The sequence below is a fragment of the Micromonospora sp. M61 genome, assembly GCF_018070245.1.
Lineage (GTDB): Bacteria > Actinomycetota > Actinomycetes > Mycobacteriales > Micromonosporaceae > Micromonospora > Micromonospora zamorensis.
Genome location: NZ_JAGPYA010000039.1, coordinates 1 through 24,501, shown reverse-complemented (window position 1 = coordinate 24,501; position 24,501 = coordinate 1). Strand labels below are relative to the sequence as shown.

The following is a 24,501-nucleotide window of genomic DNA, read 5'->3' as shown; positions in this document are numbered from 1 at the left end:
GGCGGTCGGGGGTCCGATGGGCTACAGCTTCGAACACGTTGATCTGCCCGAACCCGCCGCTACCGCGCGCGCCCACGCCGAAGCGTGCATAGACCTGAACGGGTCGTGCGGCAACTGGCCGCAGTGCTACGACGAGTACTCGTCGCTCGCGGACGCCTACCAGTTCGCCCTGAACATCGCCGGCATGGGGTTCTGCCGGGAACGCATGCGATGGGCCGGCATGACCTACCAGGCAACGCCGCAGCCCTTTCCGGACTGGCCGTTCGACAGCGTCGCCGACTGGCGCGACGACCAGCGTCGACACGACGCCTACAAGGAGGCCGAACGGGCGGCGTCCGCGCAGACCAGCCCCGGCAAGGTGGGGATCCCCGAGTTCAAGTTGACGAGCAACGGCCCCTGGGTGGTGGGCGAGACCGAGATCGAGCAGGCGTTGATCCTCTACGACGCGTCGCCGACGAGCCTGCGCGCCGAGTGGGAGACCGACGAGCTGTGGGTGGCCTGGCTCGACTGGCTGCGGGAGACACGTACCCACGGCGGCTTCACCGTCAGTTGAGCGTCTCGCTAGCGCTGGTTGGGGCGCTGGCGGGCGAAGGCGTCGGCCTTGCCCCAGCGGCCGGGGACGTCCAGGAGCGCGATCCGCCCGAAGGCGGCCGGTAGCGCGGGGGCCACGGCCAGGTGGTCCTCGTGCGGATCGAGGCCGAGCATGGTGCGGATGAGCAGCATGCACGCTCCGCTGGACCACGCCTGCGGGCTGCCGGCGGTCGGGTACCGGACCGGGTACCGGGTGGTGTCACGGTCGAACCCGCCGAACGCCTCGGGCAGCCGACCCTCGAAGTAGGTGGCGGCGGAGAGGATGCTCTCGGCGATGCGGCCCGCCTCGGTGGTGAACCCGTACCGGCGCAGACCCCAGGCGATGAACGAGTTGTCGAACGGCCAGACCGTGCCGTTGTGATAGCCGAGTGGGTTGTAACGGCCCTGCCCCTCGGCGAAGGTGCGCACACCCCAACCGGAGAAGAGTCTCGGACCCATCAGGTGTTCGACGACCTGCGGGGCCCGCTCCGGCGGCACGATCCCGCTCCACAACAGGTGCCCGATGTTGGACGACAGGCTGTCGACCGGAGTGCCGTCGTGGTCGAGCGCGAGGGCGTAGTAGCCGCGGTCCTCCAACCAGAAGTCCCGGTTGAAGCGGTCGTACAGCGCCGCCGCCTCGCGCTCCAACTGGTCAGCGAAGTCCGGGTCATTCCAGACGGTACGGGCCAGCCGCGCTCCCCGGATCTTGGCGTCGTAGGCGTACCCCTGGGTTTCGCAGGTGGCCCTCGGGAAGCCCGGCAGCCGCCCGTCGGCGTAGGAGATGCTGTCCCAGGAGTCCTTCCAGCACTGGTTGTCCAGGCCGGTGGCGCGGTTGCGTCGCTGGTACCAGATGTAGCCGGTGGAGGTCAGGTCCGCGTACTGGTCGATCCACGCCAGGGCCGCTCGCGCCTCCTGCTCCAACTCGGTCACCAGCGCCGTGTCGCCGCTCCACCGCTCGTACTCGTCGAGCAGCACGACGAACAGCGGCGAGGCGTCCACCGTGCCGTAGTACGGGGAGTGCGGCTGTTCCTCGAACGCGGCCGACTCCCCATAGCGCAGCTCGTGCAGGATCCGGCCGGGGTCCTCCTCCAACACGTCGTCGGTGCGGACGCCCTGCAGCGACCCGAGGATCCGCAGCGTCGGTGGGGTCAACGACGGGGTGACGGCCAGGGTCTGCAGGCAGGTCAGCAGGCTGTCGCGGCCGAACAGGGTCATGAACCAGGGCAACCCGGCTGCGGGTACGGCGGCGCCGCTGAGCGAGAGCGGCGCGAAGCGCAGCGCCGCCAGGTCCACCAGGCTGCGGTGGTACACCTGCTGGAGGGCGACGCTGTCGGTGTCCAGCGTCGGGGCCGCCTCGACCCAGGCCCGCAGGCTGGTGGGCAGTGTGGAGGCGTCCGGCCGCTGAGCCCGCAGAGCCGAGCGCAGGTCGACGCCGTCCGGACGCAGCGCCCTCATGTCAGCCTGCAACTGCGTCGACCATTGCTCGCCAGGGCGCAGCCTGACCCGGAAGCGGATGCCGTCCGGGTCGAACTCGGCCGGCTCACTCGCCGACACGACCACCTCACGTTGGTAGGTGCCGCGCCGGTAGCCCAGGCGCAACTCGTTCGGGCCCACGTGGGTGTAGTGCGTGCCGACCTTCTCACCGACGTCAAACTTGATCTCGAAGATGTCGGCGAAGTCGGCTGCCACCTCCAGCCGCACGTCGAGGTCGGTGTCCTGGTCGCCGTAGTTGAAGATCGTCAGCGATTCGGTCAGGTCCGGGCCGATGCGCCGGCGCCGGATGGCCGACAGGTCGGCCTGCACGTAGTCGACCGCCGCGCCCGGCACCACGAAGAACGTGACCTCGTAGTACTGGCTGTCATCCACCGACAGCGCGGTCATGCACTCGCCGTTGACGAAGAGCATCCAGCGGGACAGGAAGCGGGTGTCGGCGGCGAACAACCCGACCGGCGTGGCCGGGGACGACTCCACATCGCCACTGGAGTCGGACACCATGAAGGTGTTCCCGTCGATGCACGCCACAGTGCCCGCGATGTCCCTCATCGGTCACCTGCCGCTGTCGCGGTCGTCGCGCTGAAGCGGCCCTGCCTCGCGCGGGAAGAGCCGCCCGAGTCGCAGTGCCAGGCCGAGGTCACCGTCGACCAGGATGTCGCCGCGGGTGATCGCCGCCAGGCCGTTCACCTCACCGCGTGCCATCGCCTCCGCGACCTGCGCGGACACCTGGATCACTGTGGTGGCGGGACCACCGCTCCTCGTCACCCTCATCCGGCCATGATCGATGTCAAGGAGCCACTGCTCCAGGTGGCCCCCGTCCCGGATGTCGAACCGCACGCTCCCGCAGACCTTGCTGAACCGTGGGTCCCGGCCCGCAACGGTCAACCGTTCGAAGAAGGCGCTGGTCGCCGTCATCCCACCTCCCCGACCGCCGGTAGCAGCGGATGCCGGCTACCCGGTACGGGTCACTGTTAACTCCGGGCGGCGCGCGGTTTTCAGGGTTTCAGCGTGAAGCGGGTCCAGGTGGTCGCGTCCGTGGTGACGATCAGATGGTCCGGCTCGCCCGTCGACCCGTCGTCGCGCCCGAAGAGCCAGGCGTAGCCGGGCACCACACTGACCGACCCGACAACCGTGCCGTAATCACGCGCGACCGTGAAGCGCCGCCCGTCGTCCCGGCTGACCAGGAGCCGCGCGAGCTCGTTCGGCTCGGTGCCCCCGTTGGTGGTGATCGCGAGCAGGGAGCCGTCCGACCCCACCGTGAGGTCCCACGTCCGCTGCGGCAGGTCGGCGCCGGTGTCCGTCCAGGTCTTCGCGCCGTCCGTGGTGTGCAGCAGCCGCATCCCGCCGCTCGTCGTCCGTGGCTCCGCCAGCGCGTACCCCTCCCGGTCGTCGAGCCCGACCACCGCTAGCACGTTCGCGTCGTCGCCCGCGTCCCAGGTGGTCCAGGTCGCGCCTCTGTCGGCGCTGCGGGCGACGGTCGACCCCGAGACGCCCCCCATCCGGTACACCGCCCAGATGGCGCCTCCGGCAGCGGGGTAGAGGCTGAACAGTGGACGCCACGAGGGTGCCGTGGTGAGGCGGTACACGGTCCCGTTCGCCGGATCCACAGCGAGTGGTTCGGACAGTGGCTCACAACCGAACCCGCAGAAGACCGGCCGGGCCGTCGCCGGGAATCGGGGTACGGGAACGATCGCGGAGTTCCCGTCCCGCCAGGTGCGACCGTAGTCGGTGGAGAGACGGGGCAGCCCGACGTCGCTCACCAGGTAGGACCGGTCACTGAGCACGAAGACCTCGACGGGACCGGACGGTGTCGCGGTGCGGGAACTGGCCACACACCTGGAACCCTGGAACCGGGCCGCGTCCCAGTCCGACCAGGTCCGGCCGCGGTCGCCGGTGTACGCGAAGCGCACGACGCAGCCGTCCTCCGACACGTCGACGTCGACCCCCGACTCGGGCCCGGTCAGCGTGAAGTCGTCCCCGTGCACGGGCGACGGTTGCGCGGGGACCACCGGGTCGGCCCCGTCCGCCCCCGCCACCAGCGGCACGACCGCCAGCCCGGCCAGTGCGACCAGTGCGACCGCCACCATCGCAACCGACCGGTGTCGGCGGGACCGGGCGGTGGACCGCAGCGCGTCGAAGGGCTGTGGCGACACGGCCTCGGTCAGGGTGTTCATGTCGAACCCGGAGAACTCACGACCGGACATCGATCCTCCCGGTTTCCGTAGCGTCGGAGGCGCACTTGGTGCCAGTGCTGGTGGCGTCGGAGGTGTCGGCGAGCAGCGCCGCCAGGGCGACCCGGCCCCGCGACAGCCGGGACTTCACCGTGCCGGACGAGACGCCCAGCGTGGCCGCGACCTCGTCCACCGGCAGGTCGACGAGGTAGTGCAGAGCCAGGGCGTGCCGCTGCCCCTCCGGCAGCACCCGCAGGGCGGCGAGCAGGGCAAGGTGCTCCGGGGAGTGGTCGGCGACAGCCGGCGGCGGGCCGATGCGGCGCAGCAGCCCGTCGAGCACCCGGCGGCGGCGGTACCGGCTGCGGGCCCAGTTCACCGCGACCCGGCGCAACCACGCCTCCGGGTTCTCCAGCGCGGCGAAGCGCCGTGGTGACACCAGCGCCCGGGTGAACGCCTCCTGGACCGCTTCCTGCGCCTCGGTCAGGTCGCCGGTCACCGCGTACAGCTGGACCACCAGGCGTCGGAAACAGCCGGCGTACAGCTCGGAGATCAGATCACCGTCGGACACCGTCACCCCCCTTCTCCACCACTCCCACCAACGGGCCGGGAAGAAGGTTCCGGTGGCCGGCCAGAATATGTGGCCCGGTGATATTCGGCTGTCGGTGCGGCACGCGTACCGCTCAGAATGTCGGCCATGGCGAGAGAGCACGTTCTGGCGAAGGTCGAGGCCGATCTGCGGCGGGGGCACGTCCACCCCGCGATGCAGCGCCTGGCGAGCCTGAACGCCGCGTACCCCGACGACCTGGACCTGCGCGCCCGGCGTGCCGATCTCTACCGGCAGGTGGGCAACGTGGCCGAGGCTGGGCGGTGGGGGTTCCTCACCGAGGACGCCAGCGCGCAGGAGATCGCCGCGTTCGAGCGGTCCTACCCGGGTGCCTGGCAACGTGTGCGCCTGCTGACGGTGACCGCCGACCCCACCGATCGGCTCGGGCCGGTGGCGGGTGCGCGGCTCGGCCGGCTGGTCGAGCAGGCCGAGCGGGAAGGCCCCGCCCCGGTCACCTGGACCGAGGTCGGCCCCCGGCCGGAGGAGCACAGCTCGTGGCGGGACGCGCTGGGCTGCCTGGTGGCAGGGGTGATCGGTCTGGTCCTGGTGGCGCTCACCGTCGTCGGCCTGATCACCGTGCTCCGCTGGGCGTGGTAGGCCAGGGGGCTACCGGAGGTCGAAGTCGACCACGACCGGCGTGCGACGGACCCGTACGGGGATCGCGGCGTCGAAACCGGCCGCGTTCCGGTGCCACGCCGACGGGGCGTACGCGCAGTCGCAACGCAGCTTCACCCGCTGCCCGGGGAACAGGCGCAGGGTGTAACCGGTGCCCACGTCCGCGACGCCGGCCAGGTCCCCGGTCAGCGCGTCGAACGCGATCACCTGGGCGTAGGTGAGCAGCTCGTCGACTCGTACGCTCCCGCTCAGCGGCGTCCCGGTGGGCAGCGCCTGGTCGAGGGTCACCGTCTGGTTGGCGCGGACCGCAACCGGCCGCGCCGACAACCGGCTGCCCGCACCGCCGGACCACACGGTCGCCAGCCCGGCGGCGGCGAACTGCACCGGCCAGTCGTACGGGCCGAGACCGGTGATCGTGTAGCGGCCGTACTCGTCGGTGGTCGGGCCGTGGTCGTCGTACTTCGGATGCGGCACGTAGGGCACCACCATCACCCGCGCGCGGGGGACCGGGGCGCCCGTCGCGTCGGTCACCACGCCCACGACGGTGCCGGGAGGGTCGAGCCGGACGTCCGACAGAGTGGTCACCGCGCCGGCCCGCACGCGGACCTCCCGGGCCCGCTCGCGGTCACCGGTGCCGCCGTGCCGGCCGACCCACTGCCATCCGTGCGCCGTCGTGTCGTACGGGCGAACCAGCAGCCGGTACGTCCCGGGGGCGACGTCGGCGGCCACCAGGACCCCCTGCTCGTCGGCGCAGCCCCCGTACCGACCGAGCTGGTCCTCGCCGAGCGTCACCGCCGCCAGGGCCGCGGCGTCCACTGGGACGAGCGCGGCGCAGGCCCGGGACACCGGCGCGCCGGTCGCCGCGTCGCGCACCACGGTGCGGACGCCGCCGGGCGTGGGCGACACCGACCCGGGGGTACGCGCGGCAGCCGGCTCGGCGGCCTGCGCGACGAGCAGTGCGACGAGCAGTGCGACGGTGACGGTGGCGGTCAGCTGGCGGAGAAGGGCACGGCGCATGAGGTCGTCCTTCCGGCGGCGCGGCGGGTGGGGCCGACGGTACGGCCCGCAAGCGATCCAGATCGGTCACTGTCACGATGTCGACCGTCGACGGAGCGTTTGCGCCCACGCTGCCCACATCGGGCGTTCTACCCCGAACCGGGCGCGCACGTCACGCCTACGGCATAGCGTCACGGGGGCGGGACCACCGCCGCTCCGCCGGCGGACCGGCGGTCACGTCCACCGGAAGGGACCAGGCATGACCCGGATCGACAGTGTGCTCCTGCCCGAGCTGGACGGGCCGGTGCCGGCGACGCTGCCGAGCGCCCTGGGCCTGCTGAGCCTGGCGCTGGGCGTGGGCGCCCTGGTCGCGCCCGGACCCGTCGCGCGACTGACCGGGGTGGACGACTCCCCGTCCGCGCGGGCCGTGCTCCCGGCCGTGGGCCTCCGGGAGTTGGGCAGCGCCGCCGGTCTGCTCAGCGGCCGTCGCCCCGCCGGCTGGGCCTGGAGCCGGGTGGCCGGCGACGCCATGGACCTGACCCTGCTCGGAAGGGCACTCGCGGACCGCAGCGGTGAACGACGCCGCCGGGTCGCGCTGAGCACCCTCGCGATCGCCGGCATCACCGCCGTCGACGTGCTCTCCGCCGTGCGGATCGGGCGGGCCCAACGGGCCCGGGCCCGGGTGATCCGGATGGAGATCGCCGTGACCGTCAACCGTTCACCCGCCGAGGCGTACCGGTTCTGGCGGGACATGGAGAACCTTCCCCGGTTCATGGCGCACCTGGAGTCCGTACGCGCCGACGACCTGCGCCGCTCGCACTGGATCGCCCGTGGCCCGGCGGGTCACCGCGTCGAGTGGGACGCCGAGATCATCGACGACCAGCCGAACAAGTCGATCACCTGGCGTTCGCTGCCGGGCACCCGGGTGCCGAACGCCGGGCGGGTCCGGTTCGTGCCCGCACCCGGTGACCGGGGCACCGAGGTCCGGGTCGAGCTGCGGTACGCGCCTCCGGCCGGCGCGCTCGGGCGGGTGGTGGCGAAGCTCTTCGGCGAGGAGCCCGAGCAGCAGGTCCGCGACGACCTGCGCCGGTTCAAGCAGGTGCTGGAGACCGGCGAGGTGGTCCGCTCCGAGGGCAGCCCCAACGGCATCTCCGTACGCCAGCAGGCCATGCAGCGTCCCGCCCAGCCGCTGCCGTCGTCGCGCCGCTGACCGCCCACGCATCCGAAAGGGACCGACCATGAAGGCCACCGCCTGGATGGGCACCGACAGCGTCAAGGTGATCGACGTGCCCGACCCGAAGATCATGAACGCCCGGGACGCGATCGTCCGGATCACCACCACCGCGATCTGCGGCTCCGACCTGCACCTCTACCACGGCTACATTCCAGCGATGCGCAAGGGCGACATCCTCGGCCACGAGTTCATGGGCGAGGTGGTCGAGGTGGGCCCGGAGGTCCGCAACCTCAAACCGGGCGACCGCGTGGTGGTGCCGTTCCCGATCGCCTGCGGGCACTGCTCGTCCTGCCAGCGCGGCCTCTATTCGGTCTGCGAGAACTCCAACCCCAACGCCGGCATCGCCGAGAAGATCATGGGGCACTCGCCGGCCGGCATCTTCGGCTACTCCCACCTGCTCGGCGGCTACGCCGGCGGCCAGGCCGAGTACGCCCGGGTGCCGTTCGCCGACATCGGCCCGCTCAAGGTGCCCGACGAGGTCAGCGACGACCAGGCGGTCATGCTCGCCGACGTGTTCCCGACCGGCTACATGGGCGCCGAGATGTGCGACATCAAACCCGGCCAGGTGATCGCGGTGTGGGGCAGCGGGCCCGTCGGGCTGCTCGCCGCGGCCAGCGCCCGGCTCCTGGGCGCGGAGCGGGTGATCGTCATCGACCGGTTCCCGTACCGGTTGCGGCTGGCCGAGGAGCACACCGGCGCCGAGACGATCAACTACGAGCAGGCCGACGTGCTGGACACCCTCAACGAGATGACCGCCGGCCGGGGGCCCGACGCGTGCATCGACGCGGTCGGCCTGGAAGGCCACCACGGCAACGCCGCCATGTACGCGTACGACCGGGCGAAGCAGGTCGCCCGGGTCGAGACGGAACGGCCGTTCGCCCTGCGCCAGGCGATCCTCGCCTGCCGCTCGGGTGGGGTGGTCTCGGTCGTCGGCGCGTACGGCGGCTTCGTCGACAAGTTCCCGATGGGCGCGTTCATGAACCGCTCACTGGTCATGCGGACCGGTCAGTGCCACGTCCAGCGCTACACGCGGCCGCTGCTGGAGCGCATCCAGCGCGGCGAGATCGACCCGAGCTTCATCGTCAGCCACCGCATGCCGCTGCGCGACGCCCCGAAGGGCTACAAGATCTTCCAGAAGAAGCAGGACGACTGTACGAAGGTGCTGCTCAAGGTCTGACCGGCGGTCAGGTCTGCCGGCGGGGGAGTGCTGCGCGCGTGACGCAAGCTCCGTCTCCCGCTGGCCGGGCAGCTAGCGTGTCGCCATGGAAAGTGGAGGCACGCCGGTGCCTGTCTCGACCGACCTCACTGTCCGGCTGCGCCCGGTTGGCGAGGCCGACCTGGGGATGCTCCGACGGTTCTGCACCGAGCCGGGCCTGATCGGGTTGGACTGGGCTGGCTTCAAGGACGCTGGGGCGCCGGCGCGGCGGTTCGCCGTCGACGGCTATCTCGGCGAGGACGACGGGCGGCTCGTCGTGGAGGTCGAGCAGGAGCAGGCCGCCGCCGGAATCGTCAGCTACACCGCTGGGCGTTACGCCGGACGGGCGTCGTACTGGGAGATCGGCATCGCCCTGCTGCCGCAGTGGCGGGGGAGAGGCATCGGCTGGCGCGCACAGGCGTTGCTCTGCGACTACCTCTTCCAGCACAGCCCGGCGCAGCGCATCCAGGCCGGTACGCACCCGGAGAACGTCGCCGAGCAACGGGCGCTGGAGAAGGCCGGTTTCCAGCTTGAGGGCGTCATCCGGGCCAGCGAGTTTCGGGCTGGTCAGTGGCGCGACGGCTATCTCTACAGCCGGTTGCGCGACGATCCGTCCCCCTGGGACGCGCCGACCGGTGCGCGTGGGTCTACCGGCTCGGTCGGGAAGGCCCGGGCCGTGGCCAGAGGTGGGTAGCCTCGCGGCATGCCGAACGACACTCGCCAAGGTCAAATTCGGGCAGACGTACGCGCGGGGACGCAAGCCGACGCCGTGGCGTTGGCGGGCCTTCGATGGCGGCGGCTGATCGAAGAAGACGGCTACACGGGCAATGACCACGACGACTTCGTGGAGCTGTTCGCCACGTGGGTCGCCGAGCACCTGTCGACCCACCGGCCGTTCGTTGCGGAGGTCGACGGCGACTTGGTGGGGATGGCCTGGTTGATGGTCGCCGAGCGGGTGCCTGCCCCCACGCGCCGGCACCGTCGGACCGGGGATGTCCAAGCGGTCTACGTGGTGCCGGAGCTTCGCCACTCCGGCATCGGCGCGGCCCTCCTGACGGTGATGCTGGCCGAGGCGCGCGAGTTCGGCCTGGAACACGTAACCGTCCACTCCAGCGAACGCGCGGTGCCCCTGTATGAGCGGGCGGGCTTTCAGCACGGCCCGACCTGGCTCAGCTGGCAACCCGAGTGACGCGCCTGGTTCGCGCCGCTTGTGAGGCCTCGCCCGCCAGCGGCGGGAAAGTCCGGGTCACGCGTGACCCGTTTGTGGCCAGGGAGCCGGGGAACTCGCCCCGTTCGTCCGCAGGCAGGCCTGACGGCATGCCGACGAGACCGAAGGAGCGGGTCATGGAGTACGAGCAGATGATCGCCACGGTACGCCGGCGCGCGGGCCTCGGGGAGAACGAGGCCGTGCGGTCCGTACAGGCCGTTCTGTCGGTGCTCGGCGAACGGCTCGCCGGAAAGGAGGCCGACAACCTGGCGGCACAGCTACCGGATCGGCTGGACGCGTCGGTCACCCGTAATCCGCAGGGCCGCCGGTGGGACATCGGTGATTTCCTGAAGCACGTCGGCGACCGGGAGCAGGTCGCCGACGTGGACCAGGTGCGTCTACACGCTCAGGCGGTGTTGCGGACCGTCGCCGAGGCGCTCAATGACGACGAGCGTCACGACCTGCTCGCCCAGCTTCCCGCCGGCATCATCGATCTCTTCGGTGTTCCCACTCCGCGCGGCTGAGCACCGCCCCCGCCGCAACCGGCGCGGAGCAGGTCAGCGTGGGTCAGGTCTTGCGGACCGCGCTGGTGAAGCCGGCGATGAAGAGGGTGGCGAAGCTCCAGGCGAGCAGTTGCAGGATCCAGCCGGCGATGGTGAGGATCTGACCGGCAGCGGTGTCGGTCGGTTGGCAGCGATCCCGGGCACCGGTCTTGAGCAGCGGGGCGCCGAGGTCGAGGCCGACACCGATCTGGTCGATGCTCGTGCAGGCGGCGACAGCGCCGCTGGCCACCGCCTTCTGCGCGAGGCCGCCGTGGTGGCCGCCGACGACGCTGAGCGCCACGGCGACCGCCAGTGTGGCGAGGAGTAGGAGCAGTGCGCGCCAGGGCTGGTAGCCGTAGCCGAGGGTGATCCCGATGAGGCGACCCCAGGCGTGTTCGGCGGCGCTGAGCCCGGCGCGCTGGAGTTGGTCACGGCGTTGGGCGATGAGAATCGTGCGGGCGTCGCGGTCGTGGCCGGCGGACCGGTAGGCGGCGGCGAGCTGCTGGTAGGGCTGGGCGCTGTAACGGGGTGTTTCCTCGCGCAGCAGGGTCAGCCAGCGCCGCAGTGATGCCGGCCGCGGCTGCCCGCTGTAGGTGAGCCCCTCCACCTCGACAAGCGGTCCCAGGCCCGGTGCCGTATGGGCCAACCCATCGGTCTCGAGGCGGAGAGCCCCACCGACCCTGGTCCCGGCCAGCACCAGCACCACCACCTCCTCACCGCCGCTGGTGGCACTGAACCCGTCATCCAGGAGCACGTCCTGGTCGACCCGAAGGCCATTCAGGTCGAGGGCGGGGCCGACCGTGTTCTCCAGTTGCGCCCCACCGCAGGCCAGAAGCCCACCGATGCGGGCGCCGGCCAGGCCGACACCGCCCCACGCACTGGCGCTGCGGGCGGTGAAGCCACGATCCAGGGCCAGGTCCCGGTCGACGGTCAGGCCGTCGGCGTCGAGGACCGGTCCGGCGATGTTCGTGAGCCGCGCACCGCGCGCGCTCAGCGACCCGATGTGCGCGCCGATGAGCCGGATCGTGCCCTGCTCGCTGGCGCTGCTGGCGCTGAAGCCGTTCTCGAGCAGCACGTCCTGGTCGGCTCGAAGGTTGTCGGCGTTGAGCGCCGGGCCGACGGTGTTTTCCAGCCGTGCCCCACCGCAGTTGAGCTGGCCGCCGATGTGGGCGCCGAGCAGCCGGATCGTGCCGCGCGCGCTGGGGCTGCTGGCGGTGAAGCCGTCATTCAGGAACACGCTCTGTTCGACGGTGAGGCCGTCGGCATCCAGGGCCGGTCCAATGCTGTTCTCCCACCGCGCTCCGCGGCAGTCCAGTGTGCCGACACGGGCGGCAGCGAGACGAATGGTGGCGGCGACGGTGTCAGCTCTCACGGTGCTCCAGTCGAGCGAGAGCGCCCAGGCCGAACAGCGCGTCGCCTCCAGTGCCGCGTCCGCTGAGCCGGGCGCCTGCTCGATGCGGCACCCGCTCAGGGCGACCGCCGACAGTCGGGCGTTGCGAAGGTTCACGCCGTCGGGCAACAGGCAGTCGCGCAACTCCAGCGCCAGGTCACTGGTGACGTTCTCCAGGTCGATCTGGCCGAGGATCCGGGCCCCGCGCAGCCGCAGGCCGTGCGGGTCGGGCTCGCTGACCAGCCGGCCGCGCACCAGCTCACGGATGACCGAGGCCGAAATCGCGTGGTCGTCGCCCCAGGAGCGCATCGCTTCCTCGTCGACCGGCCCGTCGCCGGCTAGGTCGAGCATCTCGCCGCGGGCGACGGACTCGATCAGTCGCTGCTCCACAGCAGTGTGCGTCGCGTCGTTCGCATCTCGCACCCGCTGGGCGCCCACTGACGTCATGGCACCCATCATCAACGACAGGCGCTCCGAGCGGCTGGTCGAGCCTCCCGGCTAGCGGGGACGGACCCCGGGCTCCACGGTGAGGGTCCCCGCCACGGCGTCGATCGTGGCTCGCGAACCGAGCGGAACGGTGAGCTGGCCATTGCCGTGGCCCAGTCGGAGTCCACCGAGGACCGGCACCCCGAGGTCGTACAGGCGGTCCTTCAGCACGGCTGCCGCGTCCCACTCACCCGGCTCAGCGACGCTGTTGGTGATCTGGCCGATGACCACCCCGGCGACCCTTTTCAGCACGCCTACCCGGCGCAGCTCGGTCAGCATGCTGTCGATGCTGTACGGAGCCTCGTCCACGTCCTCGAAGAACAGGATCGCGCCGTCGAACCTCGGGGAGTCCTCCGCGCCGAGCGACGTGGAGATCAGCGTCAGGCAGCCGCCGAGCAGCGGCCCCGATGCCCGCCCCGGCACCAGCACGGAGGCCGCTGTCTCGGCCGGGTCCCGGGAGATCGTCACGGGCGCGGTGGTCATCACCGCCCTGCGGAGCGCCTCAGCCGACTCAGGGCCGGTGCGGGCGTCACTCCAGTTGACCATGGGGCCGTAGAAGGTGACCAGGCCGGTGTCGCGCCAGAGCTTGCCCTGGATGCTGGTGATGTCGCTGAAGCCGACGACCACCCGGGGGTCGCGCCGGAGAGCGGACACGTCGATCCGATCGACGATCCGCTGGGTGCCGTAACCGCCGCGGGCGGCGAAGACGGCACGGACTCCGGGGTCGGTGAGCGCCGCGTTCAGGTCGGCCAGCCGCTGCGCGTCGGTGCCGGCCAGGTAGCCGAACCTGGTGAAGACGTGCCTGCCCAGCTCGACCTCCAGGCCCCAGCTGCGCAGGATCTCGATGCCTCGGGCCATGTTCGTGGGGTCGGGGGTGCTGCCGGGCGACACGACTCGAACCCGGTCACCGGGTGCCAGCGCCGGTGCCCGCAGCACGCGTTTCGCACCACCGGGGGGAGCGGCCTGTGCCAACGTCGGCTCTGTCGCACCGACGAGCGCCGCCCCACCGGCAGCCGCCGCTCCGATCCGCAGCATGTGCCGACGGGACAGTGCCATCTGCGCGGGCCGTTGGGTCGGGACGCGGTCATTTCCAGAAGTGGTCACCGGCAACCCTCCATCGTCATCGATGTCCGAGTCACCGCAGCCTATGACAGTCCTCGATGAGCGTGGGGGTCCACAAGCGACATGCGAGGACCTACGGGATCGGCCACTCGTGCACCGGTCGGTTGCTGTGCATCAGGTCCACGTAGTGGCGGACCACCTCGCGCAGCGCCTCCGGCCGGTCCAGGTGGTCGGCGGACTCCAGTCGGTGCAGCGTCTCCACCTGCCAGGTCGCGCCGTTGCGGCTGGTCAGGCAGCGCTGCTCGATGACGCCGAGCAGCCGGTCGCGCTCGGCCGGGTCGAGCCCCCACCGGTCCAGACCGTGATGCGCCATCGGCAACAACCGGCGCAGCACCAGCTCGGTCACCGGCAGGTAGCCGAGGCCGGGCCAGAACACCTGCGCGTCGATGCCGTGCCGGGCGCAACTGGTGAAGTTTTCCTCGGCGGCGCTGAACGACATCTGTGACCACAGTGGTCGGTCCGATTCGGCGAGGGCGCGGACCAGTCCGAAGTAGAAGGCGCCGTTGGCGATGGTGTCCAGCACGGTCGGGCCGGCGGGCAGCACCCGGTTTTCCACCCGCAGGTGCGGTCGGCCGCGCGACACGTCGTACACCGGGCGGTTCCACCGGTAGACGGTGCCGTTGTGCAGGCGCAGCTCGGCGAGACTGGGCACCTCACCGGCCGCGAGGGCCTGCGTCGGGTCCTCCGGGTCGCAGACCGGCAGCAGCGCCGGGAAGTAGCGCACGTTCTCCTCGAACAGGTCGAACACGTTGGTGATCCAACGTTCGCCGAACCAGACCCTGGGGCGTACCCCCTGGGCTTTGATCTCTTCCGACCGGGTGTCGGTGGCCTGCTGAAACAGTGGGATGCGGGTCTCGCGCCACAGCTCCCGGCCGAAGAACAGCGGCGAGTTCGCGCCGACCGCGACCTGGATGCCGGCGATCGCCTGGGCGGCGTTCCAGTAGTCGGCGAACTGGGCCGGGCTGACCTGCAGATGGAACTGGGTGCTGGTGCAGGCCGCCTCCGGGGTGATCGTGTCGGCGGTGACGGCCAGCCGCTCCACGCCGCTGATGGCGATCGGCAGATCCTCACCGCGGGCCGCGAAGATCTGCTCGTTGAGCAGCTTGTAGCGGGGGTTCGCCGAGAGCGTCTCGGCGGTCAGATGCTCCGGGCGCAGTGTCGGCAGAATGCCGATCATGACCATGTGGGCGCCGATCGCCCGGGCCTTCACCTCGGCGGCGTTGAGGCTGGCCCGCACGTACTCCTCGAAGTCGGCGGTGCCGGTGCCGGCCAGCCGGCGCGGCGGCACGTTGATCTCGACGTTGAACTGGCCCAACTCGGTCTGGAAGCTCGGATCGGCGATGGCTGCCAGCACGTCGGCGTTGCGCATCGCCGGATTCGACGCCTCGTCGACGAGGTTCAGCTCGATCTCCACGCCGGTCAGCGGCCGGTCCACGTCGAAACGGGACTCGCGCAGCATCTCGGCGAAGACGTCCAGGCAGCGGCGGACCTTGTCGCGATAACGGGCCCGGTCTTCTCGACTGAAGGTTCGTACGCCGACGTCCTCGCCCATGGTCACCACCTTGTCACCGCTGGTCCCCCCTAACCTCGCACGTCCGGGGCGGGCGGGGAAAGACCCGATGGTCCCTTCCTACCCACCTGCCCGCCCTGATAGCCCAGTCAGGCCGCCCCGATAGCATTGCGGCCCTGAGAGGTGGTGGCGTGCGGATGCGCGAGAAGGTGACCCGGTTGTTCGTCGCGGCGGCGATCGCCGAGGCCTGCTCCTGGCTGGCCCTGCTGGTCGGCATGCTGGTCAAGTACGGCCCGCCGGACAACGAGCTGGGTGTCAAGATCTTCGGGCCGATCCACGGCGGCCTCTTCGTCGCGTACGCCCTGCTGGTGCTGGCCGTGGCCCGGCTGCGCAGGTGGAGCCTGCTGGCCACGGCGGTGGCTCTGGCCAGCGCGGTGCCGCCGTTCGCCACCCTGGCCTTCGAGCGTTGGGCCCGCCGCCGGGGGATGCTCGGCGTCGACCGCCAACCGGCCCGCGAGCCCGCCCCGGTCGGCTGAGCCGCCAACCCGCCCCGGTCGGCTGACCCGCTGGCCGCCTGCCTGAGCGGTCAGGTCAGCGCGGAGCAGGCCACGACGCCGGCCAGCAGCAGCGCGCCCAGGAACGCCTGCAACAGCAGCGGCGGCCCGAGGTGCGACCAGAGCGTCGCGGTACGCGGGGTCAGCAGCTGCCCGGTGGTGAGGTTGACGATCCGCTCGATCCGGGGCGGCAGCTCCGGGTCCCGCTGCGGGCGCAGGGTGAGCTGCACCTGGTCCGCCGGGTGCAGGGCACTCTGCGGCAGGTGACCGTGCAGCTCCACCTCGCAGAGCTGCCCTGCGGTGTTACGCAGTCGCACCGGCGTGACCAGATATTCCGGACCCTGCTTCAACTGCTTCCAGCGCCGGCGGGTGCTGCCACCGCCGAAGGAGAAGAGCGAGCGCAGCAGCAGGGCGGGCAGCCGCGCGAACGCTGCCGCCGCGAGCACCGCCACCAGCACCGGCTGCCCGATGCGCACCTCGCGCGTGTAGCCGTCGAGCAGGCGGATCAGCCGCCCGGTGACGATCCGCTCCGTCGGGTGCACGATCCGTCGGGTTTCGAGTCCGCTGTCCATTCCCACCACCGAGAGTCCGCATGTGTTCACAGATCGTATCGACGTCCTCAGTTGAACGACGTGAATGAAACCTGGTCACGGGCTCACGGCCACGAGGTGACATCCCGGGCGACCCGGGTAAGCGGGGGGCCGAGCTGGAAAGGGGTCGAGCATGCAGCTGTCCTTCCTGCGCCCGCTCTACGACCGTCCCGGGCCGTGGTGCTCGGTGTATCTGGACGCCTCCGCGGACACGGAGGACGCCCATCCCGCCCTGGACCTGCGCTGGCGCGCCCTGGAGCGCCGGCTCATGGAACAGGGAGCCGACGAGGCGAGCATCGCCGCTTTGGACCGGGTGATCCGTGGCCACGACCCGATGGTCGGGGACTACGGTCTGGCGGTCTTCGCCAGTCACGGCCGGGTGGTGCTCTCCGAGTACCTGTCCGCGCCACCACTGCGCGATCTGGCCAGTTTCGCGCCGCTTCCGCACGTGATGCCGTTGCTCGCCCAGCGGGGCGAACAGGTGGCCTGGGTGCGGGTGGTGGCCGACCGGCTGGGCGCCGACGCGATGGCGGTCAGCGCCGGCGGGGTGCCCCGGCGGGCGCACGTCGCCGGCCGGGACGAGTTCCCGCTGCGACGGGCGAAGCCCGGCGGGTGGTCCCAGTCGCGTTATCAGCGGGCGGCCATGGAGGCGTGGCACCAGAACGCCGGCGATGTGACAGCGGCGACCGTGGACCTGGCCGACCGTGTCGGCGCGGACGTGGTGGTCGTCGCCGGCGACGTCCGGGCGACCGGAATGATCGCCGCCCAGATGCCGGAGCGGTGGCAGGACCTCGTGGTCCGCACGGACGCCGGGTCCCGGGCCGGTGGCGCCGACCAGACGATGCTGGACGACCTCACCGTGCAGACCATCGCGGAGGTCGCCGATCAACGGATCAGCGCCGCGCTGGACAGGTTCGGTGTGCAGGAGGACGTGGGCGGCGGGCTCGACGCGGTCGTCTCGGCCCTGCAACGCAACCAGGTGGACACGATGATCATCGTGGACGACCCGTCGGCCAACGGCGAGCTGTGGATCGGCGCGGAGCCGACCGAGATCGCCGTCGACCCGGGGCAGCTGGCCGCGATGTCGGTGACCGACCCGCAGCGGGTACGCGCCGACGCGGCACTCGTCCGGGCACTCGTCGGCACCGACGCGGCGCTGACCGTGCTGGGCCCCGAGGAGGCGCCCGAGCTCACCGACGGCGTCGGCGCGGTGCTGCGCTACGTCGACCCCAGCACACCGGGGCGCGAGAATGGCTGAGCGGCGGGTCGCGGATCTGGTGGTGGAGCGGCTCCTGGCCTGGCGGGTGCCCCGTGCCTTCGGGTATCCGGGCGAGGCGATCGCCCCGCTGATCGAGGCGTTGGACCGCACTGGCGGTGAGCCGGCGTTCATCCCGGCGCGGCACGAGGAAACCGCCTCGTTCATGGCCACCGGGCACGCCAAGTTCACCGGCGGTATCGGGGTCTGCCTCGCCACCCAGGGGCCCAGCGCCGTCCAACTGCTCAACGGCCTCTACGACGCCAAGCTGGACAGCAAGCCGGTGGTGGCGATCGTCGGGGAGGACATCTCCGGGCCGCTCGGCGGCGCCCACCAGGAGATCGGGCTGAGTCGCCTCTTCGGCGACGTGTGCAACCAGTTCGTCCGCTACGGCCGCAGCCCGGAGGACGTGGGTGCGCTGCTGGACCAGGCGTTCCGTACGGCGGCAGCGACGCGCAGCCCGACCTGCGTCGTGCTGCCCCGGCAGTTGCAGGAAGCCGTGGTGCCCGACCTGCAGACGTACGCCGCCGGGGTGATCACGGCGACCCCGGGTGAGCCGCTGGCCCGGGTGCTGCCCCACGAGGTGGACCTCGACGCCGCCGCGCAGCTGCTCGGCGGCGGCCAGCGCGTCGCGATCCTGGTGGGGCAGGGCGGTCGGGACGCGGCCCCCGAGATCATCGAGATCGCCGACCGGCTCGGCGCGGGGGTGGCCACCTCACTGCTGGGCAAGCCGGTCCTCGACGAGCGGCTGCCGTTTCACACCGGGGTGCTCGGCGAGGTCGGCACCCCGGCGGCGGCCGAGCTGATGGGTGGCTGCGACACGCTGTTGATGGTCGGCACCAACGACCCGTGGACCGACTACTTCCCGATGCCCGAGCAGGCCCGCACGGTGCAGATCGACATCGACGGTCGCCGGATCGGCACCCGCTACCCGGCCGACGTGCCGCTGGTCGGTGACGCCGCCGAAACGCTGCGGGCGCTGCTGACCCGCCTGCGCGGCCGGCCCGAGCAGCAGTGGCGCGCCACCGTGGAGAGCTCGGTGGACCGGTGGCGGGAGGTCGCCGCCGAGCGGGTCGCCGCGCCCGCCGATCCGGTCAACCCGCAGCTCGTCCTCCAGGAGCTGTCCGCCCGGATGCCGGGCAGCGGCGCGGTCGCGGTCGACGTCGGCTCGGTCCTCTACTGGTACGCCCGGCACCTCACCCTGCCACCGGGGGTGAAGGCTCAACTGTGCGGCACACTCGGCTCGATGGGCTGTGCCCTGCCGTACGCGGTGGCCGCCAAGCTCGCCGCCCCCGACCAACCGGTGATCGCGCTGGTCGGCGACGGGGCGATGCAGCTCAACGGGCTCGCCGAGCTGATCACCGTGTCGCACCACTGGCAGCAGTGGCGCGATCCTCGGCTGGTGGTCCTGGTGCTCAACAACCGCGACCAGAACGGCATGGGTGGCGGGCGTGAGCCGTCTACCGACCCGACCCGCCGTCGACCCGACGTGCCGTACGCCGGTTGGGCCCGGCTGCTCGGGCTGCACGGGGTGCGGGTGGACCGCCCGGAGCTGGTCGGCGCGGCCTGGGACGAGGCCCTCGCGGCGGACCGCCCCTGCGTACTCGAGGCGGTTGTCGACCCGGCGGTGTCGTTGGCGCCGCCGGAACCGGCGTTCGCCGACCTGCGCGGCCTGTACGCCAAAGGCGCTCCCGCCCGGAAGGTCCGGGAGCAGGTGACGCTCACCGCGAACGCCGACGACCTCGTTTAGTCGCCCTGGGCCAGGGCATCAGAAGCGGCCCGACGATGCTGGAGGTCCCATGTCCGAGACCGCTGACCGCCGCTACGGCCCGGCGATCCTGCCGCGGCCGCGTGGCCCGCTCTCCGCGGCGGTGGTCGAGGCTCTGCGGCGGCCGCCGCACGACCTGCCGACCGGTCTCGGCGTCGACCTCGACCCGGCGGACCCGATCACCGACGAGGACCTGCAACTGACCCTGTTCCTCTGCTACGAGCTGCACTACCGGGGCTGGCTCGGGGTGGACGACTCGTGGGAGTGGCAGCCGACGTTGCTCGCGTTGCGCGCCCGCTGCGAACGGGTCTTCGAGGCGGCACTGCGCCGGCTGGTCGGGACGCCGACGGTGCCCGCCGCCGGGGTGGCTGCCGGCCTGACCGAGCTGGTCGCGGCCGACGACGGGCCGCCGCTGGCCGCGACGCTGCAACGACGTGCCGACCTCACCCAGTTCCGCGAGTTCGTCGTCCACCGTTCCGTCTACCACCTGCGTGAGGCGGACCCGCACAGCTGGGCGCTGCCCCGCCTGGGCGGCCCGGCCAAGGCCGCGCTCGTGGAGATCCAGACCGACGAGTACGGCAACGGCCGGCTGGACCGGATGCACGCCGAGCTGTTCCGCCGCACCCTTGACCGGCTGGGGCTGGACACCGCGTACGCAGCTCACCTGGACGCCGTGCCGGCGGTGACCCTGGCGACCAACAACCTGATGTCGCTCTTCGGCCTGCACCGGCGGTTGCGCGGAGCGCTGCTCGGGCACCTGGCCGCGTTCGAGATGACGTCTTCGCTGCCGAACCGCCGCTACGGCAAGGGGCTACGCCGCCTCGGTTTCGACGAGGTCGCCACCCGCTTCTACGACGAGCACGTCGAGGCCGACGCGGTGCACGAGCAGATCGCCGCGCACGACATGTGCGGTGGCCTGGTCCGTGTCGAGCCGGACCTCGCCCCCGACGTGCTCTTCGGCGCGGCGGCCGGGCTCGCGGTGGACCGGTTGTTCGCCGGGCACCTGCTGGACAGTTGGGCCGCCGGTCGCAGCTCACTGCGGCCACCCGCCCCGCCGACCGTGCCGCCGACCGTCTCGATCGCCAGGGCCGCGCCCGCCGCTGTGACCCCGCCGGCCCCGCCCGCGCTCGTCTGATCCGAAGGGCTCGTCACACCCGGAAGCCGACGGATCAGATCCAATCGTGTGGGGTCTGCGTAGAGCGCCGGCCGTTGGGTGAGGGCTGGCCATGTGGGTGGCTCCCTTTGCTCTGCACCCGCCGACGCGCCACACACGCTCCGTAGCCGGTGCGTGGATGGGTGCAGAGCAAAGGCGGCGTGGTGCCTATGGTCTGGGCCGTCCGCGCGCGCTCTCGCTACGTGACGAGGCGACGTGGGGTCACCCCTCGCGGGTGGTGCCCGCGCGGAAGTTGATCGCCTTGTGGGTGCCGTCGCAGAACGGCTTGAGCCCCGACTTGCCGCACCGGCACAACGCCACAGTGCCCCGGCGCGCGTCGATGCGCTCGCCGTCCGGCGTGACCAGCTCGAAGTCGCCGCGGACCAGGAGCGGGCCGTCCTCGTACGGGGTGATCGTGGCGGCGGCTGGCTCGCTGGTGTCCTCGGTGCGCATGGCCCCGGAAGTGCCCGCCCTGGCCCGGGCGAAACACGTCCCGCCGCCGTGTTCCGGCACATGGCAGAAGGCCGTTGCCGGCCCGCTCCCGCCGATCGTCGCCGAACGCCGAGGATGACCGGCGCACCCCGCCGACCGGCGGAATGTGCCGCCGGGTGGGTGATGCCCCGTTTGAACCCCATCGGGACGGGAAGCCGGGCCGCGTGGTGAGCGAACGAGGCAAGGTGGGCCCGGTGCACAAGGTGCACAAGGGGCTGACGGCCGATGGCGCCGGTATGGCCGGCGACCGGGTCGTGGCCGCGGGCAGCGCCGCCCGGGTTCTGGTCGCCGCCACTGCCCGGGCGCTGCGCGGGGTGGACTGCGCCGACCTGGGCCAGACCGGCCCGACGTCGCGGTTCCCCGGTGCGCCCGAGCCGGTACGCCGTGCCGCGGTCACCCGCGCCGCCGGTCGGGTCGCGCTGACCGTGGCCCAGGCCGACGAGGTGGACGCCGCCCGGGTGGCCCGCTGGTTCGTCGACCAGTACCCCCGCCGGCGCTACCCGGGAGTGCTGATCGGCTCTCCGCACGGCGGTGCGGCACACCTCGCGGTGGCCCTCGGCGTGCCGCTGCTGCCGGCCGGCTTCGACATGATCGTGCACTGGTCCGACGGAGCGGTGGACCGCCCGGCGGCCGCCCTGGAGCACGGCGCGACACTCGCCACCCGGCTGCTTGCCGGCAACGCCGACCTGCATCTGCGGCAGGTGCACTGCCCGGCCAGCCGTGGCGCTCTGGCCGGCGCGACAGTGGCGCTGACCGCCGCGTGGAGGGCCCTGCCGGCCGCGTACGCGCAGTTCCTGGCCGACCGCCTGCTCCCCGGCGCGCCGGTGCTGCTGGTCCACGACGCGCGCACCTGGCCGGTCCTCGAGCGCAACGCTGGGCACAGCTTCCAGGTCGGCTGCCCCGCCAGCGGGCTGGACCCGGTGGACTTCCATCCGGACAGCCACGCGCTGCGGCAGGTCCTGCGCTCCGTCGGCGGCAGCGTGGCCCGGTGGGAGCCGCCGGAGGTGTCCGTGCCGTCGGGTCACGCCGAGCACGGCGTCGACCCGGGCTTCGAGACGGCCGCGCGGGACTGGTCGGCACGACACGAGCACCCGCTGCACCGGGTGCTGGTGCCCCGACCGGCGGCGTTGAGCGCGGGCGTCGCCGACCTGTACCGGCGGTGGCTGCGCGGTGCCGGCAAGACCGGTGACCGGTTGGTGGTGGAATGCGGCCGGCTGCTCGATCCGTGGCAGGTGGTGCGCGCGGGGCTGGTGCCGTACTGGTGCGAGAACGCCACCCGGCGCACCGTCGACGAGGCCGAGTGGTGGCTGGCCGGCAGCGAGGCGTTCAGCTCGGTGGACGTGTTGCCCGAGCCGCCCGGGATGCGCTCGCCCGCGCTGGCGGGGCTGCCCCAGTGGCTGGCCGTGGCCGGCTTCGGGCGACGGCGTCGGGCGTTGGACCGGACCAGCGCCCGCGGCTACCCGGTGACCTCCGTTCCCACCCGCCGGGCCACCGAGGTCATGCGTGCCCAGCCGTACGACCTGCCCGTGCCGCCCCCGCTGGGGGCCGCCGAGGCGTTGGCAGTGCTCCGCGACAGCGGCGGCCACCAGGGGTTGCTGGTCTCCTGAGGCGGAGCACGCCGAAACATCCTCGCGAACCCGGGGTCCCGTGATTGAGTACCTACGGAGCGGGAACATCGCTGGCTGCGACGGCCTGATTGCGCTGCGTAGAGGCGGTGTCGCCCGCTGGCATCCCAGTCACTGACCCACTTTTCCGGCCCGGTGCGTGGCTCGACCACGCGCACGACCGGTTTCCCGATCCGGGCGGGGGACCTTCCTGAGGGAGGCGCGGATGTTCGGACAGACGAGTACGACCACGACCACACCACCACCCACCGAGCGAGGTCTGGAGGATCTCGACGCGGCGGCACTGGCGTACGCGGCCCGGATCGAAGGGCTGCCACCGGAGCGGCGGGGAGAAGCACGGGACGACCTGGTGCGCTTCGCATTGCCCTTCGCCGGGCGACTGGCCCGCCGGTACCGGGGTCGTGGAGAGCCGCTGGAGGACCTGGAGCAGGTGGCCCGGCTGGGGCTGGTCAACGCCGTCGACCGGTATGACCCGGAACGGGGCTCGTTCACCGCGTACGCCGCGATCACCATCGTGGGCGAGATCAAACGACACTTCCGGGACCGGACCTGGGGCGTGCACGTGCCCCGCCGGCTGCGCGACCTCATCCTCGAGGTGGGGCAGGCCACCGCCGCGTTGACCAGCGAGCTGTCCCGAGCCCCGTCGGTGGCCGAGCTGTCGGCCCGACTGGAGACCCCGCAGGCGGAGATCCTCGCCGCGCTGGAATCGGCGGCCGGCTACAGCCCCGCCTCACTCAACGCCCCGGTGGGCGGGGAGAGCTCTGCGGAGTTCGGGGACCTCGTCGGCGAGTCGGACAACGCGCTCGAATCCGTCGATGACCGGGTAACGGTGAGCGGCCTGCTGCACCGGCTTCCCTGGCGTGAGCGGCGCATCCTGGCGATGCGGTTCTACGGCAACCAGACCCAGGCGGAGATCGCCGCACGGTTCGGCATCTCGCAGATGCACGTGTCCCGGCTGCTCTCGCGGGCGCTCACCTGGCTGCGCCAGGCAATGCTCGCCGACGCGCCGCCCCCGTGGCAGAACGGCGCCGCCGAGCCCGACCCGGGCAAGACCCGGATCTCGGTCAAGCAGAACGGCGACCGGGTGGTCGTCGAGGTCGGCGGCGAGATCGACCGCGACGGCGCGGACCAGCTGCGCCGGGCCATGCTGGAGGCGGTCACCGGCCAGCCCAGCGAGGTGGTCGTCGACCTGGTCGGCGCGGGTGGTTTCGACGCCGGCGGGATCGCCGCGCTGATGGCCGGACGGGACGCGGCGGAGCGGACCGGGGTGCCGCTGCGGCTGACCCGGGTGCAGCCCGCCGTGCGCCGCTCGCTCACCGCCGCCGGCCTGGCGCCGGCCCGGGACTGACCGCACACGTACGGGCGAAGGGCCGACACCCACCGGGTGTCGGCCCTTCTGTGCGCGTACCCCTGGTCAGCGCTCCTCGGGGTTGCCGTCGCTGTGCGGGTGGCGCCAGCGTTCGTGCGGCTTCGGCGCGTCGTCGGCGTCCTCGGGCGGGTCGCTCTCCTCGAAGCTGGGCCGGCGGACGCCGTCCGGGTCCGGCACGTCCACCGGCCGTGCCCCGGACCGCGGCGCCGGCTGGTACTCGGCCGCCTCGGTGGCGCCGTGCGCGCCCTCGGCCGACGGCGACTCCGGGGCGTGGTGTTCCATCCGCAGTTCGTCGCTGAACTGCTGCGGCGGCTTGGTGGTGCGTTGCGGCAGATCCCGGCCCAGGTCGGCGACGAGCGGGCCGTACTTCAGGTCGAATGCCGGACGTTCCGACCGGATCCGCGGCATCCGGTCGAAGTTGCGCAGCGGCGGCGGGCAACTGGTGGCCCACTCCAGAGAGTTGCCGAAGCCCCACGGGTCGTCCACGGTCACCATCGCCCCGTACCGCCAGGACTTCCACGCGTTGTAGATGAAGAACAGGGTGGACGCGCCGAGGATG

23 protein-coding genes and 1 pseudogene are annotated in these 24,501 nt (G+C 72.1%); 13 read left to right on the top strand and 11 right to left on the bottom strand.

Annotated elements, in window-relative coordinates:
- The first annotated feature begins 16 nt into the window (after window positions 1-16).
- Complete coding sequence (locus tag KBX34_RS33730) at window positions 17-553, top strand: hypothetical protein (RefSeq protein WP_247672073.1); 537 nt, start codon at window positions 17-19, stop codon at window positions 551-553.
- Between the two features lie 8 nt (window positions 554-561).
- Here KBX34_RS33730 and KBX34_RS21685 read toward each other — a convergent pair whose 3' ends face one another.
- From KBX34_RS21685 to KBX34_RS21670, 4 genes are all read right to left on the bottom strand, one after another.
- Window positions 562-2,613 carry a glycogen debranching N-terminal domain-containing protein gene (locus KBX34_RS21685; protein WP_247672072.1) on the bottom strand — a complete coding sequence of 684 codons (2,052 nt, stop codon included), beginning with the start codon at window positions 2,611-2,613 and terminating at the stop codon, window positions 562-564.
- Between the two features lie 3 nt (window positions 2,614-2,616).
- The gene (locus KBX34_RS21680) at window positions 2,617-2,979 is read right to left on the bottom strand and encodes an SCP2 sterol-binding domain-containing protein (RefSeq protein ID WP_141909266.1); all 363 of its coding nucleotides are present in this window, start codon (window positions 2,977-2,979) and stop codon (window positions 2,617-2,619) included.
- Between the two features lie 80 nt (window positions 2,980-3,059).
- On the bottom strand, window positions 3,060-4,268 hold the full coding sequence (locus tag KBX34_RS21675) for a sialidase family protein (RefSeq protein ID WP_210926586.1): 1,209 nt from the start codon (window positions 4,266-4,268) through the stop codon (window positions 3,060-3,062).
- Window positions 4,255-4,803 (bottom strand): sigma-70 family RNA polymerase sigma factor, encoded by a 549-nt coding sequence (locus KBX34_RS21670; protein ID WP_210794180.1) that lies wholly within the window; start codon window positions 4,801-4,803, stop codon window positions 4,255-4,257. Before KBX34_RS21670 ends, KBX34_RS21675 begins: the two co-directional genes overlap by 14 nt.
- A gap of 126 nt (window positions 4,804-4,929) precedes the next feature.
- On the opposite strand from KBX34_RS21670, the gene KBX34_RS21665 reads away from it, so the two are divergent.
- On the top strand, window positions 4,930-5,436 hold the full coding sequence (locus tag KBX34_RS21665; protein WP_210926584.1) for a DUF6584 family protein: 507 nt from the start codon (window positions 4,930-4,932) through the stop codon (window positions 5,434-5,436).
- Window positions 5,437-5,445: 9 nt separating this feature from the next.
- On the opposite strand, the gene KBX34_RS21660 is transcribed toward KBX34_RS21665, so the two are convergent.
- Window positions 5,446-6,471, bottom strand: a complete 1,026-nt coding sequence (locus KBX34_RS21660) for a carboxypeptidase-like regulatory domain-containing protein (protein WP_210926582.1) — start codon at window positions 6,469-6,471, stop codon at window positions 5,446-5,448.
- Between the two features lie 238 nt (window positions 6,472-6,709).
- Here KBX34_RS21660 and KBX34_RS21655 point away from each other — a divergent pair, with 238 nt between their 5' ends.
- From KBX34_RS21655 to KBX34_RS21635, 5 genes are all read left to right on the top strand, one after another.
- Window positions 6,710-7,660, top strand: coding sequence for an SRPBCC family protein (locus KBX34_RS21655; protein WP_141909270.1), 951 nt, complete (start codon window positions 6,710-6,712; stop codon window positions 7,658-7,660).
- A gap of 28 nt (window positions 7,661-7,688) precedes the next feature.
- A complete protein-coding gene (locus KBX34_RS21650; RefSeq protein ID WP_210794177.1) occupies window positions 7,689-8,861 on the top strand; it encodes a zinc-dependent alcohol dehydrogenase in 1,173 nt (390 codons plus the stop codon).
- An 85-nt stretch (window positions 8,862-8,946) separates the two neighbouring features.
- Window positions 8,947-9,573, top strand: coding sequence for a GNAT family N-acetyltransferase (locus KBX34_RS21645; protein WP_210926581.1), 627 nt, complete (start codon window positions 8,947-8,949; stop codon window positions 9,571-9,573).
- A 9-nt stretch (window positions 9,574-9,582) separates the two neighbouring features.
- A complete protein-coding gene (locus tag KBX34_RS21640) occupies window positions 9,583-10,068 on the top strand; it encodes a GNAT family N-acetyltransferase (protein WP_210926579.1) in 486 nt (161 codons plus the stop codon).
- A 155-nt stretch (window positions 10,069-10,223) separates the two neighbouring features.
- Window positions 10,224-10,610 carry a DUF2267 domain-containing protein gene (locus tag KBX34_RS21635; protein WP_210926573.1) on the top strand — a complete coding sequence of 129 codons (387 nt, stop codon included), beginning with the start codon at window positions 10,224-10,226 and terminating at the stop codon, window positions 10,608-10,610.
- Window positions 10,611-10,653: 43 nt separating this feature from the next.
- On the opposite strand, the gene KBX34_RS21630 is transcribed toward KBX34_RS21635, so the two are convergent.
- The 3 genes from KBX34_RS21630 to KBX34_RS21620 form a co-directional block, all read right to left on the bottom strand.
- Complete coding sequence (locus KBX34_RS21630) at window positions 10,654-12,465, bottom strand: hypothetical protein (RefSeq protein ID WP_210926572.1); 1,812 nt, start codon at window positions 12,463-12,465, stop codon at window positions 10,654-10,656.
- Between the two features lie 51 nt (window positions 12,466-12,516).
- Window positions 12,517-13,608, bottom strand: coding sequence for an LD-carboxypeptidase (locus KBX34_RS21625; RefSeq protein WP_307871463.1), 1,092 nt, complete (start codon window positions 13,606-13,608; stop codon window positions 12,517-12,519).
- A 91-nt stretch (window positions 13,609-13,699) separates the two neighbouring features.
- On the bottom strand, window positions 13,700-15,178 hold the full coding sequence (locus KBX34_RS21620) for a glutamate--cysteine ligase (protein WP_210794174.1): 1,479 nt from the start codon (window positions 15,176-15,178) through the stop codon (window positions 13,700-13,702).
- 155 nt (window positions 15,179-15,333) lie between these two features.
- Here KBX34_RS21620 and KBX34_RS21615 point away from each other — a divergent pair, with 155 nt between their 5' ends.
- The gene (locus KBX34_RS21615; protein ID WP_088948007.1) at window positions 15,334-15,672 is read left to right on the top strand and encodes a DUF3817 domain-containing protein; all 339 of its coding nucleotides are present in this window, start codon (window positions 15,334-15,336) and stop codon (window positions 15,670-15,672) included.
- A 50-nt stretch (window positions 15,673-15,722) separates the two neighbouring features.
- Here KBX34_RS21615 and KBX34_RS21610 read toward each other — a convergent pair whose 3' ends face one another.
- Window positions 15,723-16,271 carry a hypothetical protein gene (locus tag KBX34_RS21610; protein ID WP_210926570.1) on the bottom strand — a complete coding sequence of 183 codons (549 nt, stop codon included), beginning with the start codon at window positions 16,269-16,271 and terminating at the stop codon, window positions 15,723-15,725.
- 142 nt (window positions 16,272-16,413) lie between these two features.
- Here KBX34_RS21610 and KBX34_RS21605 point away from each other — a divergent pair, with 142 nt between their 5' ends.
- Genes KBX34_RS21605 through KBX34_RS21595 form a run of 3 tightly spaced genes read left to right on the top strand, consistent with a single transcriptional unit; the run spans window position 16,414 to window position 20,438 of the window.
- Complete coding sequence (locus KBX34_RS21605; protein WP_210926569.1) at window positions 16,414-17,538, top strand: Vms1/Ankzf1 family peptidyl-tRNA hydrolase; 1,125 nt, start codon at window positions 16,414-16,416, stop codon at window positions 17,536-17,538.
- Window positions 17,531-19,285 (top strand): thiamine pyrophosphate-binding protein, encoded by a 1,755-nt coding sequence (locus tag KBX34_RS21600; protein WP_210926567.1) that lies wholly within the window; start codon window positions 17,531-17,533, stop codon window positions 19,283-19,285. Before KBX34_RS21605 ends, KBX34_RS21600 begins: the two co-directional genes overlap by 8 nt.
- 49 nt (window positions 19,286-19,334) lie before the next feature.
- Window positions 19,335-20,438 (top strand): iron-containing redox enzyme family protein, encoded by a 1,104-nt coding sequence (locus tag KBX34_RS21595; RefSeq protein ID WP_210926565.1) that lies wholly within the window; start codon window positions 19,335-19,337, stop codon window positions 20,436-20,438.
- Window positions 20,439-20,678: 240 nt separating this feature from the next.
- Here the strand turns inward: KBX34_RS21595 and KBX34_RS21590 are convergent, their stop codons facing one another.
- Window positions 20,679-20,909, bottom strand: a complete 231-nt coding sequence (locus KBX34_RS21590; RefSeq protein ID WP_099853162.1) for a CDGSH iron-sulfur domain-containing protein — start codon at window positions 20,907-20,909, stop codon at window positions 20,679-20,681.
- A 275-nt stretch (window positions 20,910-21,184) separates the two neighbouring features.
- Here KBX34_RS21590 and KBX34_RS21585 point away from each other — a divergent pair, with 275 nt between their 5' ends.
- Together KBX34_RS21585 and KBX34_RS21580 are read left to right on the top strand one after the other, a co-directional pair.
- Window positions 21,185-22,555, top strand: coding sequence for a hypothetical protein (locus KBX34_RS21585; protein ID WP_210926629.1), 1,371 nt, complete (start codon window positions 21,185-21,187; stop codon window positions 22,553-22,555).
- Between the two features lie 223 nt (window positions 22,556-22,778).
- Complete coding sequence (locus KBX34_RS21580; protein WP_088948013.1) at window positions 22,779-23,921, top strand: SigB/SigF/SigG family RNA polymerase sigma factor; 1,143 nt, start codon at window positions 22,779-22,781, stop codon at window positions 23,919-23,921.
- Window positions 23,922-23,987: 66 nt separating this feature from the next.
- Here KBX34_RS21580 and KBX34_RS21575 read toward each other — a convergent pair.
- A pseudogene (locus tag KBX34_RS21575) lies at window positions 23,988-24,501 on the bottom strand (cytochrome ubiquinol oxidase subunit I); the annotation flags it as partial.

Bases quoted from the DNA above. Each gene is read 5' to 3' on its own strand.
- KBX34_RS21630 (WP_210926572.1), bottom strand. From the start codon at position 12,465: ATGACGTCAGTGGGCGCCCAGCGGGTGCGAGATGCGAACGACGCGACG.
- KBX34_RS21650 (WP_210794177.1), top strand. From the start codon at position 7,689: ATGAAGGCCACCGCCTGGATGGGCACCGACAGCGTCAAGGTGATCGAC.
- KBX34_RS21640 (WP_210926579.1), top strand. From the start codon at position 9,583: ATGCCGAACGACACTCGCCAAGGTCAAATTCGGGCAGACGTACGCGCG.
- KBX34_RS21635 (WP_210926573.1), top strand. From the start codon at position 10,224: ATGGAGTACGAGCAGATGATCGCCACGGTACGCCGGCGCGCGGGCCTC.
- KBX34_RS21675 (WP_210926586.1), bottom strand. From the start codon at position 4,268: ATGTCCGGTCGTGAGTTCTCCGGGTTCGACATGAACACCCTGACCGAG.
- KBX34_RS21620 (WP_210794174.1), bottom strand. From the start codon at position 15,178: ATGGGCGAGGACGTCGGCGTACGAACCTTCAGTCGAGAAGACCGGGCC.
- KBX34_RS21680 (WP_141909266.1), bottom strand. From the start codon at position 2,979: ATGACGGCGACCAGCGCCTTCTTCGAACGGTTGACCGTTGCGGGCCGG.
- KBX34_RS21580 (WP_088948013.1), top strand. From the start codon at position 22,779: ATGTTCGGACAGACGAGTACGACCACGACCACACCACCACCCACCGAG.
- KBX34_RS21615 (WP_088948007.1), top strand. From the start codon at position 15,334: ATGCGCGAGAAGGTGACCCGGTTGTTCGTCGCGGCGGCGATCGCCGAG.
- KBX34_RS21660 (WP_210926582.1), bottom strand. From the start codon at position 6,471: ATGCGCCGTGCCCTTCTCCGCCAGCTGACCGCCACCGTCACCGTCGCA.
- KBX34_RS21655 (WP_141909270.1), top strand. From the start codon at position 6,710: ATGACCCGGATCGACAGTGTGCTCCTGCCCGAGCTGGACGGGCCGGTG.
- KBX34_RS21665 (WP_210926584.1), top strand. From the start codon at position 4,930: ATGGCGAGAGAGCACGTTCTGGCGAAGGTCGAGGCCGATCTGCGGCGG.
- KBX34_RS21605 (WP_210926569.1), top strand. From the start codon at position 16,414: ATGCAGCTGTCCTTCCTGCGCCCGCTCTACGACCGTCCCGGGCCGTGG.
- KBX34_RS21595 (WP_210926565.1), top strand. From the start codon at position 19,335: ATGTCCGAGACCGCTGACCGCCGCTACGGCCCGGCGATCCTGCCGCGG.
- KBX34_RS33730 (WP_247672073.1), top strand. From the start codon at position 17: ATGGGCTACAGCTTCGAACACGTTGATCTGCCCGAACCCGCCGCTACC.
- KBX34_RS21600 (WP_210926567.1), top strand. From the start codon at position 17,531: ATGGCTGAGCGGCGGGTCGCGGATCTGGTGGTGGAGCGGCTCCTGGCC.
- KBX34_RS21645 (WP_210926581.1), top strand. From the start codon at position 8,947: ATGGAAAGTGGAGGCACGCCGGTGCCTGTCTCGACCGACCTCACTGTC.
- KBX34_RS21685 (WP_247672072.1), bottom strand. From the start codon at position 2,613: ATGAGGGACATCGCGGGCACTGTGGCGTGCATCGACGGGAACACCTTC.
- KBX34_RS21585 (WP_210926629.1), top strand. From the start codon at position 21,185: ATGGCCGGCGACCGGGTCGTGGCCGCGGGCAGCGCCGCCCGGGTTCTG.
- KBX34_RS21590 (WP_099853162.1), bottom strand. From the start codon at position 20,909: ATGCGCACCGAGGACACCAGCGAGCCAGCCGCCGCCACGATCACCCCG.